The sequence below is a fragment of the Micromonospora sp. LOL_023 genome (assembly GCF_048060115.1).
In the GTDB taxonomy this organism is placed as follows: Bacteria; Actinomycetota; Actinomycetes; order Mycobacteriales; family Micromonosporaceae; genus Micromonospora_E.
In genome coordinates this window covers 1-12,982 of the sequence record NZ_JBHMIM010000041.1, presented here as the reverse complement: position 1 = coordinate 12,982, position 12,982 = coordinate 1, and the positions used below count along the sequence as shown (strand labels likewise).

The 12,982-nt window shown below is 70.3% G+C and carries 13 protein-coding genes; 11 read left to right on the top strand and 2 right to left on the bottom strand.

Annotated elements, in window-relative coordinates; genetic code table 11:
• Positions 1 to 34 precede the first annotated feature (34 nt).
• On the bottom strand, positions 35 to 1,177 hold the full coding sequence (locus tag ACFHVL_RS21095) for a class I SAM-dependent methyltransferase (protein ID WP_416630048.1): 1,143 nt from the start codon (positions 1,175 to 1,177) through the stop codon (positions 35 to 37).
• A 112-nt stretch (positions 1,178 to 1,289) separates the two neighbouring features.
• Between ACFHVL_RS21095 and thrS the strand changes: the two genes are divergently transcribed.
• Positions 1,290 to 3,299 (top strand): threonine--tRNA ligase, encoded by a 2,010-nt coding sequence (gene thrS, locus ACFHVL_RS21090; RefSeq protein WP_416630047.1) that lies wholly within the window; start codon positions 1,290 to 1,292, stop codon positions 3,297 to 3,299.
• Between the two features lie 101 nt (positions 3,300 to 3,400).
• On the top strand, positions 3,401 to 3,880 hold the full coding sequence (locus tag ACFHVL_RS21085) for an HIT family protein (protein ID WP_416630124.1): 480 nt from the start codon (positions 3,401 to 3,403) through the stop codon (positions 3,878 to 3,880).
• 93 nt (positions 3,881 to 3,973) lie between these two features.
• Here ACFHVL_RS21085 and ACFHVL_RS21080 read toward each other — a convergent pair whose 3' ends face one another.
• Positions 3,974 to 6,097, bottom strand: coding sequence for an elongation factor G-like protein EF-G2 (locus ACFHVL_RS21080; protein WP_416630046.1), 2,124 nt, complete (start codon positions 6,095 to 6,097; stop codon positions 3,974 to 3,976).
• 298 nt (positions 6,098 to 6,395) lie between these two features.
• Here ACFHVL_RS21080 and pgsA point away from each other — a divergent pair, with 298 nt between their 5' ends.
• The 9 genes from pgsA to ACFHVL_RS21035 all read left to right on the top strand — a co-directional run bounded on the left by pgsA (position 6,396) and on the right by ACFHVL_RS21035 (position 12,857).
• Positions 6,396 to 7,025 (top strand): phosphatidylinositol phosphate synthase, encoded by a 630-nt coding sequence (pgsA, locus tag ACFHVL_RS21075; RefSeq protein ID WP_416630045.1) that lies wholly within the window; start codon positions 6,396 to 6,398, stop codon positions 7,023 to 7,025.
• Complete coding sequence (locus ACFHVL_RS21070; RefSeq protein WP_416630043.1) at positions 7,022 to 7,978, top strand: phosphatidylinositol mannoside acyltransferase; 957 nt, start codon at positions 7,022 to 7,024, stop codon at positions 7,976 to 7,978. Before pgsA ends, ACFHVL_RS21070 begins: the two co-directional genes overlap by 4 nt.
• 16 nt (positions 7,979 to 7,994) lie before the next feature.
• Entirely contained in the window at positions 7,995 to 9,140 is a 1,146-nt protein-coding gene (locus ACFHVL_RS21065; RefSeq protein ID WP_416630041.1) for a glycosyltransferase family 4 protein, read from the top strand.
• Between the two features lie 34 nt (positions 9,141 to 9,174).
• Complete coding sequence (locus ACFHVL_RS21060; protein ID WP_416630040.1) at positions 9,175 to 9,690, top strand: hypothetical protein; 516 nt, start codon at positions 9,175 to 9,177, stop codon at positions 9,688 to 9,690.
• Positions 9,691 to 9,827: 137 nt separating this feature from the next.
• Positions 9,828 to 10,754 carry a pyridoxal 5'-phosphate synthase lyase subunit PdxS gene (gene pdxS, locus ACFHVL_RS21055; RefSeq protein ID WP_416630039.1) on the top strand — a complete coding sequence of 309 codons (927 nt, stop codon included), beginning with the start codon at positions 9,828 to 9,830 and terminating at the stop codon, positions 10,752 to 10,754.
• A gap of 56 nt (positions 10,755 to 10,810) precedes the next feature.
• Complete coding sequence (gene pdxT, locus ACFHVL_RS21050; RefSeq protein WP_416630122.1) at positions 10,811 to 11,407, top strand: pyridoxal 5'-phosphate synthase glutaminase subunit PdxT; 597 nt, start codon at positions 10,811 to 10,813, stop codon at positions 11,405 to 11,407.
• 30 nt (positions 11,408 to 11,437) lie between these two features.
• Entirely contained in the window at positions 11,438 to 12,187 is a 750-nt protein-coding gene (locus tag ACFHVL_RS21045; RefSeq protein ID WP_416630037.1) for a YebC/PmpR family DNA-binding transcriptional regulator, read from the top strand.
• Between the two features lie 65 nt (positions 12,188 to 12,252).
• Positions 12,253 to 12,465 carry a type II toxin-antitoxin system VapB family antitoxin gene (locus ACFHVL_RS21040; protein WP_416630036.1) on the top strand — a complete coding sequence of 71 codons (213 nt, stop codon included), beginning with the start codon at positions 12,253 to 12,255 and terminating at the stop codon, positions 12,463 to 12,465.
• Positions 12,462 to 12,857 carry a PIN domain-containing protein gene (locus ACFHVL_RS21035; RefSeq protein WP_416630035.1) on the top strand — a complete coding sequence of 132 codons (396 nt, stop codon included), beginning with the start codon at positions 12,462 to 12,464 and terminating at the stop codon, positions 12,855 to 12,857. Before ACFHVL_RS21040 ends, ACFHVL_RS21035 begins: the two co-directional genes overlap by 4 nt.
• Positions 12,858 to 12,982: the final 125 nt, after the last annotated feature.

Below are 12,982 nucleotides of genomic sequence, written 5' to 3'. Positions count from 1 at the left end.
CCCGCCAACGGGCCGGCCCGTTCAGGCCCGCCGTTCAGGGCAGCCGCAACACCCAGCGGTACGCCTGCACCAGCCCGGTGTCGAAGCCGGCCGCCGAACCCCACAGGAAGATCCGGAACTGCCGGTACATCGCCTCGCCCCAGCGCTGGGTGATGTCGTCGCGGGCCGAGTCCAGCCGACGCGCCCACTCGCGGCAGGTCAGGTAGTAGTTGTGCCGGTCGTCGGCGATGCTGCACAACTCGAACGGCGAGCGGGCCACCTGCCGCAGGTACTGGTGCAGCAGCAGTGGTGCCGACCGGCCCGGGTAGATGTAGCGCTTCATGAACGCCGACGCCACGTGCTTACGGCGCATCGCCAGGGCGTCGAGGTAGACGTGCCCACCCGGCTTGAGCAACTCGGCGTACGTGCGCAGGGTGCGCCGGTAGTCCGGCAGGTGCTCGGTGACCCCCATGTTCACGATGGCGTCGTAGCGGCGTTCGTCGCGGAAACCGAAGATGTGCTGGCGGACCACCCGCACGTCGAGCCCTTCCCGTTCGAACAGCCCGGTCAGGTACTGCTCCGACTCGCGGGACAAGGTGGTGGTGGTCACCTCGACGCCGCGCCGCGCAGCGTGCTCGGCGAACGCCCCCCAGCCGCCGCCGACCTCCAGCACCCGGTCGCCGGGCTTGACCTCGATCGCCTCCAACGCCATGTCCATCTTGCGGGTCATCGCGTCTTCGAGCGGTTCGTCGTCGGCGAGGAACACCCCTTCGGTGTAGCAGCGGTGCCGGGTGTCGAGGAAGGTCAGGAAGAATTCCGACTCGGCGTCGTAGTGGTGGGAGATGGCCCGCCGGTCGCCCTCCCGCCGCCCGCGCAGCAGACCGGCGAACAGCCCGGAGTACCGGGCCACCGGGTGCCGGTCGGTGAAGAACTCCCGGATCCGCAGCGCGGCCGCCAGGTCACCGTCGACGTCGAGCCAGCCCTGCAGGTACGCGACCACGACCGCGAACTGGTCGAGACCGGCCAGCGCCCGAGCGCCACGCGGATCCCGTACCGCGATGGTGAACTCCGGCGCGCCGGGCCCGAAACGGTGTTCCCCGCCGGTGGTGTCGATCACCGCGAACGGCACCGGCCGCCGGCTGGCGAAAAATGAGTCGTATCGGCGCCGCAGGGCGCCGACCATGTCGGTGGGAGCCACGGCGTCAATCTAACGCCGGGGCAACGTCGCCGTCAGGCGTTCCCGTCGGGACCTATACCATCGGTGCCGGCTGTCTGCCGTACCGCGATCCGCAACTCTGAAGGAGTCCGTCGTGTCCGCAAGCGTAGCCACCACCCCAGCCGAACCCGTCGTGGTCCCGGCCGGGACCACGGCCGCGGACGCGATCGCGGCTGCCGGGCTGCCGGTCCACGGGCCGAAGGCCATCGTCGTGGTACGCGACACCGACGGGACCCTGCGCGACCTCGACTGGGTGCCGGACGCCGACGCAGCCGTCGAACCGGTCGCCATCGACTCGCCGGACGGGCTCGACGTGCTGCGCCACTCCACCGCGCACGTGCTCGCCCAGGCGGTGCAGGACCTCTTTCCCGACGCCCGGCTCGGCATCGGCCCGCCGATCTCCAACGGTTTCTACTACGACTTCGACGTCGCCAAGCCGTTCCAGCCCGATGACCTCGACAAGCTGGAAAAGCGGATGCAGGAGATCATCAAGTCCGGTCAGCGGTTCCGTCGGCGCCGCTTCCCGGACCTCGACGCCGCCCGCGCCGAGCTCGCCGACGAGCCGTACAAACTGGAGCTGGTGGACGTCAAGGGCGCTGCCGACTTCGACGCCGCCGAGGTCATGGAGGTCGGTGGCGGCGAACTGACCAGCTACGACAACCTCGACCCCAGCTCGGGCAAGGTCTGCTGGTCCGACCTGTGCCGTGGCCCGCACCTGCCGTCCACCCGGCTGATCGGCGCGTTCAAGCTGATGCGCAGCGCGGCGGCGTACTGGCGGGGCTCGGAGCGCAACCCGCAGCTGCAGCGGATCTACGGCACCGCCTGGCCGACCCGCGATGCCCTCAAGGCGTACCTGAAGCTGCTCGACGAGGCCGCCCGTCGCGACCACCGCAAGCTCGGTGCGGACCTCGACCTGTTCAGCTTCCCCGACGAGATCGGCTCCGGGCTGGCGGTGTTCCACCCCAAGGGCGGCATCATCCGTCGCGAGTTGGAGGGCTACTCCCGGCAGCGGCACGAGCAGTCCGGGTACGAGTTCGTCTACACCCCGCACATCAGCAAGTCTCAGCTGTTCGAAACCTCGGGCCACCTGCCGTACTACTCCGACACCATGTTCCCGCCGGCCGAGATGGAAGGCGCTCAGTACTACCTCAAGGCGATGAACTGCCCGATGCACAACCTGATCTTCAGGTCGCGCGGGCGGTCCTACCGGGAGCTGCCGCTGCGGTTGTTCGAGTTCGGCACCGTCTACCGCTACGAGAAGTCCGGCGTGGTGCACGGGCTGACCCGGGTTCGTGGGCTGACCATGGACGACTCGCACATCTACTGCACCAAGGAACAGATGCCGGGCGAGCTGCGTTCGCTGCTCGCCTTCGTGCTCGACCTGCTGCGCGACTACGGGCTGGAAGACTTCTACCTGGAGCTGTCCACCCGCGACGACTCGGACAAGTTCATCGGTGACCCGGCCGAGTGGGAAGAAGCCACCGAGACCCTGCGGCAGGCGGCGGTCGATTCGGGCTTGGAGCTGGTGCCCGACCCGGGCGGCGCGGCGTTCTACGGCCCGAAGATCTCGGTGCAGGCCCGCGACGCGATCGGCCGCACCTGGCAGATGTCCACCATCCAGCTCGACTTCAACCAGCCACGCCGGTTCGGGCTGGAGTACCAGGCCGCCGACGGCACCCGGCAGCAGCCGATGATGATCCACCGGGCGCTCTTCGGCTCGATCGAGCGGTTCTTCGGCATCCTCACCGAGCACTACGCCGGGGCGTTCCCCGCCTGGCTGGCGCCGGTGCAGGTGGTGGGTATCCCGATCCGCGGCGAGCACGGCGACTATCTCGCCGAGTTCGTGGCGATGCTGCGCGCCGAGGGCATCCGCGCCGAGGTCGACTTCTCCGACGACCGGATGCAGAAGAAGATCCGCACCGCCCAGCAGCAGAAGGTGCCGTTCATGGCGATCGCCGGCGACGCCGACGTGGCTGGCGACACGGTTTCCTTCCGCTACCGCGACGGTTCGCAGCGCAACGGGGTGCCGGTGGCCGAGGCGGTGGCGCACGTCGTCGACGTGGTGCGGTCGCGGACCAACGCCAATCCGACGGCTGGCGACTGAACCTGGCCACGGCAGGCCCGTAGGATTGTGGGGTGACTGGCGGTGGGGTGACGGGCGGGCCGGAGCCGGACGGCCTGGAGCGGCTCTGGACCCCGCACCGGATGGCCTACATCTCCGGCGCGGACCGACCCGACGGCGGCTACGAGTCGCCGGGTGGCTGCCCGTTCTGCCAGGCACCGCAGCGGCCGGCGGAGCAGAGCCTGGTGGTGGCCCGGGGCGAGTGGGTGTTCGCGGTGCTCAACCTCTATCCGTACAACCCGGGTCATCTGATGGTCTGCCCGTACCGGCACGTCGCCGACTACCCGGAGCTGGGTGCGGGCGAGACCGCCGAGCTTGCCGCCTTCACCCAGATCGCGATGCGGATGATCCGCACGGTCAGCAACGCGCACGGGTTCAACATCGGGATGAACCAGGGCTCGGTCGCCGGTGCGGGGATCGCCGCCCACCTGCATCAGCATGTGGTGCCCCGGTGGGGTGGGGACGCCAACTTCATGCCGGTGATCGGCCGGACGAAGGTGCTGCCGCAGTTGCTCGCCGACACCCGGGACCTGTTCGCCGCCGCCTGGCCAGCAACCCCCTGACCCCCCCATGATCACGACGATCTTGCACTTATCGATGGACAAATCAGGCAAAAGCTCTCGATAAGTGCAAGATCGTCGGTAGAAAGGGCGTCGTCAGGTGGCGGGCACCGGCTCGTAGCGGGCGAACACCCGGCTGAAGGTGCCGGCACCACTGGTCAGCGATCTGAGCTCGACCGCGTACCGTAGCAACCCGGTCGCCGGCACCTCGGCCCGGATCACCGTACGGTCATCGGCGTCGTCGGCCGCGGCGGTACCCAACACCCGGCCCCGTCGGCCGGCGATGTCGCTGAGCACCGCACCGACGAAGCTGCCCGGCACCCGTACCACGATCTCGTCGACCGGCTCCAGCAGCGCCGGCCGGCCCTTCGCCGCCGCGTCCCGCAACGCCAGCGCGCCGGCCGCCTGGAACGCCGCGTCCGACGAATCGACCGGGTGCGCCTTGCCGTCGACCAGGGTCACCCGCAGATCCACCACCGGGTGCCCACTGATGACGCCCTTGGTCAACTGGGCCCGGATCCCCTTCTCCACCGACGGAATGTAGTTGTGCGGGACGGCACCGCCGACCACCCGGTCGACGAACTCGAAGCCGCTGCCCTCCGGCAGCGGGGTCACCTCGATGTCGCAGACCGCGTACTGGCCATGGCCACCGGACTGTTTCACCTGCCGGCCGTGCCCCCGCGCCGACGCGGTGAACGTCTCCCGCAGCGGCACCCGGACCGGCTCGGTGTCCACCTCGACCCCGCCGGCGCGCAACCGGTCCAGCACCACGTCGGCGTGCGCCTCACCCGTGCACCACAGCACCAACTGCTGCGTCTCGGCGTCGCGGACCAGCCGCAGGCTCGGATCCCCGGCGACCAGCCGGCCCAGGTTACGGGCCATCGCGTCCTCGTCCGCGCGGGTGCGGGCCACCACCGCCACCGGCAGCAGCGGCTCCGGCATCTCCCACGGCTCGACCAGCAGCGGCTCCTCGGCGGCCGAGATGGTGTCACCGGTCTCGGCGTTGCCCGATTTCGTCATCGCGCAGATGTCGCCGGCCACGCAGCACCCGACCTCCCGTAGCTGCGCGCCGAGCGGGCTGTAGACGTGCCCCACCCGCTCGTCGGCGTCGTGGTCGGGATGCCCACGCTCACTGAGACCGTGCCCGGCGACGTGCACCCGCCGATCGGTACGCAACGTGCCGGAGAAGACCCGGACCAACGACACCCGTCCGAGGTGCCGGTCGACGGTGGTCCGGACCACCTCGGCGACCAGCGGACCCGCCGGGTCGCAGGCCAACGGTGGCCGCGGCGTGCCGTCGAGTCCGGTCACCGCCGGCAGGGTGTGTTCGACGGGTGCCGGGAACGCGGCGGTCAGCAGCCACAGCAACGCGTCGAGCCCGACGCCGGTGTGCGCGCAGACCGGCAGCACCGGGTGGAAATGCCCCCGGGCAATCGCCGCCTCCAGATCGTCGACGAGCATCTTCGGGTCGAGCTGCTCGCCGGCGAGGTACCGGTCGAGCAGGGTCTCGTCCTCGCTTTCGGCGATGATGCCCTCGATCAACTCGTCGCGCGCCTCGGTGATCGCCGGCAGGTGCTCCGGGTCCGGCTGACGCACCTGCGGCGGGTAGCCGGCCGAGTAGTCCAGCACCTGCCGGGCGAGCAGGTCCAGCAGCCCGGCGGTCTGCACCCCGTCGTCGGCCAGCATCGGCAGGTGCAGCGGCAGCAGGTCGTCGCCGAACACCCGCTGGCACAGCGCGATCGCCTCGTCGACGTCCGCGCGCGGATGGTCCAGCCGGGTGATCGCCACCGCACGGGGCATGCCGACCGCCGCGCACTCCTCCCACAGCGCGGCGGTGGCCGTGTCCATCCCGTCAGCGGCGCAGACCACGAACAGCGCGGCGTCCGCTGCCCGCAGACCCGCCCGCAGCTCGCCGATGAAATCCGGGTAGCCCGGGGTGTCCAGCAGATTGACCTTGAAATCGTGATGGAACAGCGGCGCGCAGGTCAGCGCCACCGACCGCTGCTGGCGTACGGCGGCCGGATCGTGGTCACAGACCGTCGTGCCGTCCGGGACCGTCCCGGCCCGGCTGACCGTGCCGGTCGCGGCCAGCAGCGCCTCGATCAACGTGGTCTTGCCGGCTCCGGAGTGCCCGACGACGACGACGTTGCGGATCTGATCAGATTCGGTCACCAGCGGCATGGTCCCGGTGGACCCCCGGTCGTGGTTCTTCTGCGCCATGACTGCGCTCCTCCTGGCTACCTGCGTGCGTGGGGCGGACGTCGCGGCCCGATCGGCCGGGGACGGCCCTCGGGACCACTGGGGGATGATCGCGGGGTGATTCCGCGGCGACATCTTCAGGTGGCTGGAACCCGCTCGGTAACGTGAATCCTGCCCGGGTGAGCTCGTTCACGTTCACGTGTCGATCCCACACCCGCGACGCCCCGTACACAAGCGCGGCGCGCGAGGTGACCGCCACCGGGTCATGTCCACGGCCACCGAGCCGACCGTTTCCACCGACCGTTATCGTGGGACCGCCATGGCGAAGATCTTCAGAGTGTCCGCCCGCGCGGGCATCACCCGGGTGATCGAGCCGGTAGCCCGCAGACTGCTCGGCGTCGGGATCTCACCGAACGCGGTCACGGTCGCCGGCACCGTCGGTGTGCTCATCGGCGCGATCGGTTTCGGTGCCCGGGGGTACCTGCTCACCGGCCTGGTGATCGTCACCGTCTCGGCGTTGACCGACATGCTGGACGGCACGATGGCCCGGCTGCGCGGCGGCACCAGCACCTTCGGGGCGTTCCTCGACTCGAGCATGGACCGGATCGCCGACGGCGCGATCTTCGGCGCGGTGGCGTACTGGCTGGCGGTCAGCGGCGACCGGCCCGGCGCGGTGGCGGCGCTGATCTGCCTGGTCGCCGGCGGCATCGTCTCGTACGTGAAGGCACGGGCCGAGGGCCTCGGCATGACCTGCAACGTCGGGATCGCCGAACGGACCGAGCGGCTGATCCTGGTCGGGACCGGCGGCCTGCTCAGCGGCGTCGGGGTCAGTTGGGGCCTGCCGGCCGCGTTGTGGCTGCTGGCGGTGCTGTCCGTGGTGACCATCTGGCAGCGGGTCGCTCACGTCCACCGGCAGAGCGTCGAGCTGGCGCAGGGCGTGGACGCGTGACGCCGGTCGAGTTCGGCTACGCCGCCGCCTGGCGACTGGTCCGGGCCCTGCCGCGCCCGGTGGCCGCGGCGCTGTTCCGGGCCGGCGCCGACCGGGCGCACCGGCGTGAGGCGGCGGCGGTCCGCCGACTCGCCGGCAACCTGCGTCGGGTGGTCGGCCCGGACATGCCGGCGGCCGAGTTCGACCTGCTGCTGCGGGACGCGGTGCGCTCGTACGCCCGCTACTGGATGGAGATGTTCCGACTGCCGTCGTTGAGTCACGAGCAGCGGCTTGCCAGCTTCCACCTGGCCGGTGGGGAGATGCTTGGCGCGAACGTCGCGGCCGGTCAAGGCTCGGTGGTGGCGTTGCCGCACGCCGGCAACTGGGATGCGGCCGGTGCCTGGGTGGCCGCGCAGGGCTGGCCGTTGACCACGGTTGCGGAGCGGTTGCGGCCCGAAGGGGTGTACGAGCAGTTCGTCGCCGCCCGGGAACGCCTCGGGATGGAGATCATTCCGGCGACCGGCGGCGACCGGCCCCCGTTCGACGTGCTGGTCGACCGGATCGGCAAGGGACATGTGGTGCCGCTGCTCGCCGACCGGGACCTGTCGGCCCGTGGCGTCGAGGTGACTTTCTTCGGCGGCCGGACCCGGATGCCGCCCGGCCCGGCCCTGCTCGCGCTGCGTACCGGTGCCCCGCTGTACGTCACCACGATGTGGTTCGAGCCGGACCGGGCCCACGGTGCGCTGGACGGGCCGGTGCCACTACCCGATCCGGCGGCAGGCTCGTTGGACGGGCGGGTGCGGCTGCTCACCCAGGAGATTGCCGACCGGCTGGCGGCCGGCATTGCCCGATATCCGCAACACTGGCACATGATGCAGCGGCTCTGGCTCGACGACCGGCCCGCGACAGATCAGCCCACCACAAACCAGGCCACCACCGAGCGGGGCCGGTCCGGCACCACCGGGCCGGGCTGAGCGGCGGGTAGACACTGTGCGGATCGGCATCGTGTGCCCGTACTCCCTCGATGTTCCCGGAGGGGTGCAGAACCACGTCATCGATCTCGCCGAGGCACTGATCGCCCTCGACCACGAGGTGAGCGTGCTGGCGCCGGCCGACGAGGAATCGGTGCTCCCCCCGTACGTGGTGGCCGCCGGCCGGTCGGTGCCGGTCCCCTACAACGGGTCGGTGGCCCGGGTCAGCTTCGGACCGGTCGTCACCACCCGGGTGCGCCGCTGGCTCAACCGCGGCGACTTCGACGTGCTGCACGTGCACGAGCCGTTCGCGCTCAGCGTCAGCCTGCTGGCGGTGCTCTGCGCCAAAGGCCCGGTGGTGGCGACGTTCCACACCGCGATGATGAGATCCCGGGCGCTCGCCGCCGCGCAGGGGGCGCTGCAACTCGTCCTGGAGAAGATCACCGCGCGGATCGCGGTCTCGGCATTGGCCCGCCGGGTGCAGGTCGAGCACCTCGACGGGGGAGCGGTGGAGATCCCGAACGGGGTGGCGGTGGCGAAGTTCGCCGGCGCGCCGCCGCTGCCGGGCTGGCCGGGGTCCGGTGGCGCACTGGGCTTCCTCGGCCGGTTCACCGAGCCCCGTAAGGGTTTCGGGCTGCTCCGTCAGGCGTTCGTCGCCCTGGCGCCGGACCGGCCCGAGCTGCGACTGCTGGTCGCCGGCCCTGGGCACCCGGAAGAGCTCTACGCCGGCATACCCGATGAACTGCGGGAGCGGGTCACTTTCCTCGGACAGGTGTCGGAGCAGGACAAAGCGCGGATGCTGCGCAGTGTGGACCTCTACGTGGCACCGAACATCGGCGGCGAGTCGTTCGGGATGATCCTCACCGAGGCGATGGCCGCCGGCACGGCCGTGGTCGCCAGCGACCTGGACGCGTTCCGCCGGGTACTCGACGACGGACAGGCGGGGGAGCTGTTCGCGACCGGCGATCCGGTCGCCCTTCGTACGGCGGTCGAGCGGCTGCTCGACGACGAGCCGCGCCGGTTGGCGTTCGCCGAACGCGCCGAACAACTCGTGGCGAACTACGACTGGCCGATGGTCGCGCGCCAGGTGCTGGAGGTGTACGCCGCCGCGATCGAGGCGACCGACGGGCGGGTGCTCTACCAGGAGTGGGCGGACCCACGGTGATCGGGCCGACGGCACAGCTGCCGACGGCACTACGATGCCGGGAATGTGGTGGGTGGTCGGTGTGAGTGTCGCGGTCGTCCTAGTGTCGGCGTACCTTACCTGGACCGCGGCCCGGGTCGACCGGCTGCACGTGCGGGTCGCGGCGGCGGCGCGGGCCCTCGACGCCCACCTGCTGCGGCGGGCGGCGGCCGCGGCGGTGCTCGCCGAGGAGCGGCCCGGCATCGAGCTGTACGCCGCGGCCCGGATCGCGTTGGACGCCGTCTCGCCGGAGGAACGGGAAGCGGCCGAGAACGATCTCACCCGGCAGTTGCGGGCGACGGCGCTGACCGGGCGGGACTCGACGACCGAGGCGGTGGTGGTGGCCAGCCGGCGGTTGGTGCTGGCCCGGCAGGTGCACACCGACCTGGTCCGCGACGCGCTGCTGGCCCGACGCCGTCCGCTGGTGCGGCTGATGCGCTTCGGGCGCCGGCACGACGAGCCTCGGTACTTCGACATCGACGACCCGACGGTGACCCGCAGTTCGGCCCTGGCGCGGCTGCCGCACCCGTAGGCCAGCCGGGGTGAGCTGGGCCATAGTGCAGGCCACCGGGTTGCCGATTGGCTGTCGGTGGACCCCGCCAGCGGGCGTAGCATCGCAGACGAACCCCCTGTCGCCCTGTCGCACTATCGCCGAGGAGCCGATCCGTCGTGTCCGAGACCACCGCTGCGGCCACTTCTGCGGCCACCCCCGCCTCCGCCACCGGCACCGCCCGGGTCAAGCGGGGCATGGCCGAGATGCTCAAGGGCGGGGTGATCATGGATGTGGTCACGCCCGAGCAGGCGAAGATCGCCGAGGACGCCGGTGCCGTCGCCGTGATGGCCCTGGAGCGGGTGCCGGCCGACATCCGGGCCCAGGGCGGGGTATCGCGGATGAGCGACCCGGACATGATCGACGGCATCATCGAGGCGGTCTCGATCCCGGTGATGGCCAAGGCCCGGATCGGCCACTTCGTCGAGGCCCAGGTGCTGCAGGCCCTCGGCGTCGACTACGTCGACGAATCCGAGGTGCTCACGCCGGCCGACTTCGCCAACCACATCGACAAGTGGGCGTTCACCGTGCCGTTCGTCTGCGGTGCCACCAACCTCGGGGAGGCGCTGCGCCGGATCACCGAAGGCGCCGCGATGATCCGCTCGAAGGGTGAGGCGGGCACCGGCGACGTCTCCAACGCCACCACGCACATGCGCCGCATCGGTGCGGAGCTGCGCCGGCTGACCTCCTTGTCGCCGGACGAGCTGTACGTCGCGGCGAAGGAGCTGCAGGCCCCGTACGACCTGGTCAAGGAGGTCGCGCAGACCGGGAAGCTGCCGGTGGTGCTCTTCACCGCCGGCGGCATCGCGACCCCGGCGGACGCGGCGATGATGATGCAGCTCGGCGCCGAGGGGGTCTTCGTCGGCTCCGGCATCTTCAAGTCCGGCAATCCCGCCCAGCGGGCGGAGGCGATCGTCAAGGCCACCACCTTCTACGACGACCCGGACGTGCTCGCGAAGGTCTCTCGGGGGCTCGGCGCGGCGATGGTCGGCATCAACGTCGACGACATCCCGGTCCCGCACCGGCTCGCCGAGCGCGGCTGGTGAGCGGCGACGCTCAACGGGTCGGCGACGACGCTCACCGGGTCCGTGACACAGGCGCGGTGCGGGTCGGCGTCCTGGCGCTGCAGGGCGACGTCCGCGAGCACCTGCGGGCGCTGACCGAGTGCGGCGCCACGGCCACGCCGGTGCGCCGCCCGGCGGAACTGGAGCAGGTCGACGCCCTGGTGGTGCCCGGCGGCGAGTCGACGACGATCAGCAAACTGGCCGTCACGTTCGACCTGATGGAGCCGATCCGCAAGCGGATCGCCGGCAGGATGCCGGTGTACGGCTCCTGCGCCGGCATGATCCTGTTGGCTGACGAGATCCTCGACGGCCGGGCCGACCAGCAATCGTTCGCCGGCATCTCGATGTCCGTACGCCGAAACGCCTTCGGCCGGCAGGTGGACTCGTTCGAGGCACCGGTCGTCATCGACGGCGTCGATGGCCCGCCGTTTCACGCGGTGTTCATCCGTGCGCCATGGGTCGAGCGGGTCGGCGAAGACGTCGAGGTGCTGGGCCGGGTGGCCGCCGGTGTGGCCACAGGTAGGATTGTCGCGGTTCGGCAGGGCAATCTGCTCGCCACGGCCTTCCACCCAGAGTTGACCGGCGACCGTCGGCTTCACCGGCTGTTCGTGGAGATGGCCGCTGCGGCAGGCTGACCCCGCAGGTGGGAAGCGACGGAGGTGCACATGTCCGGCCACTCCAAGTGGGCGACGACCAAGCACAAAAAAGCGGTCATCGACGCCAAACGCGGCAAGATGTTCGCGAAGCTGGTCAAGAACGTCGAGGTCGCCGCCCGGACCGGTGGTGGTGACCCGGCCGGCAACCCCACCTTGTACGACGCCATCCAGAAGGCGAAGAAGAGCTCCGTACCGAATGACAACATCGATCGCGCGGTCAAGCGCGGCTCCGGCCTGGAAGCCGGCGGCGCCGACTGGCAGACGATCATGTACGAGGGGTACGGGCCGAGCGGCGTCGCGCTGCTCGTGGAGTGCCTCACGGACAACCGCAACCGGGCCGCGACCGAGGTGCGGACCGCGCTGACCCGCAACGGCGGCACCCTGGCCGACGCCGGCTCGGTCTCCTACCTGTTCTCCCGCAAGGGCGTGGTGATCGTGCCCAAGGGCGACCACTCCGAGGACGACATCATGCTTGCCGTTCTCGACGCCGGTGCCGAGGAGATCAACGACCTCGGCGAGGCCTTCGAGGTGGTCAGCGAGCCCACTGACCTGGTCGCCGTGCGGACCGCTCTGGTGGACGCCGGCATCGACTACGAGTCGGCGGAGTCCTCCCTGGTGCCCAGCGTCAACGTGCCGCTGGACGAGGAAGGCGCCCGACGCATCTTCAAGCTCATCGACGTGCTGGAGGACTGCGACGACGTGCAGAACGTCTACGCGAACTTCGACGTCTCCGACGAGGTCCTCGCCGCCGTCGGCTGACGGCAGGCTCCACCGTCGAGATATACGCTTAACTGCGATATATTGTTCGCTGGGAGGTATATCTCATGGCCAAGACGCTGCTGGATCTTGATGAGGACCTGCTGGCGGAAGCCACCGCCGCGCTGGGCACAAGCACGAAGCGGGAAACGGTGACGGAGGCACTCCGACAGGCGGTGGAGTCCAGCCGCGAGCGCCGGCAGCGGGCACTAACCGACCTCCAGGAGATCGCTGACTCCGGCGGTTTCCACTTCGATCAGCTCGACGAACTCGACAGGTGAAGTACCTGGTCGACACGAGTGCCCTGGTTCGGATGCTGCGCCGCCAGGTCGACCCGCACTGGTCCGACCTGGCCGCGCGCGGCATGATCGCGGTCTGCGATCCCGTGCTCGTAGAAGTGCTCACCATCGCGGATGTCAAGGCGTACGAACAGGTCGAACGCGGGCTACGTGACCTGTACCCCTGGGTTCCGGTACCGGACGACGCCTGGCGGGTCGTGCGTGTCGTGCGGGGCGAACTCGCCAGCCACAGCGCCCACCAAGGGGTGTCGGTGGCCGACCATCTCGTGATCGCCACCGCGATTCGTCTGAAGTTGACGGTGCTTCACCAGGACGCTGATTTCGAGACTGCAGCCCGCTTCGTGCCGCAACTGGCTCAGGAGCGGATCGCCTGACTGCTGAAGCCGCCGAACCGTCGCGAGGGGAGGGCTGGGGTACGTAATTCTCGCGGCGGATTCAACCGGTCGTCGCAACAGTGGGTGTTTACGCTGCTGACGGGGCTAATAGTAGCTCGGCGAGG

Coding starts and splice junctions, on each gene's coding strand:
- ACFHVL_RS21085 (WP_416630124.1), top strand. CDS start 3,401: ATGGCCTACATCTCCGGCGCGGACCGACCCGACGGCGGCTACGAGTCG.
- ACFHVL_RS21080 (WP_416630046.1), bottom strand. CDS start 6,097: ATGGCGCAGAAGAACCACGACCGGGGGTCCACCGGGACCATGCCGCTG.
- pgsA (WP_416630045.1), top strand. CDS start 6,396: ATGGCGAAGATCTTCAGAGTGTCCGCCCGCGCGGGCATCACCCGGGTG.
- ACFHVL_RS21060 (WP_416630040.1), top strand. CDS start 9,175: ATGCCGGGAATGTGGTGGGTGGTCGGTGTGAGTGTCGCGGTCGTCCTA.
- ACFHVL_RS21045 (WP_416630037.1), top strand. CDS start 11,438: ATGTCCGGCCACTCCAAGTGGGCGACGACCAAGCACAAAAAAGCGGTC.
- ACFHVL_RS21040 (WP_416630036.1), top strand. CDS start 12,253: ATGGCCAAGACGCTGCTGGATCTTGATGAGGACCTGCTGGCGGAAGCC.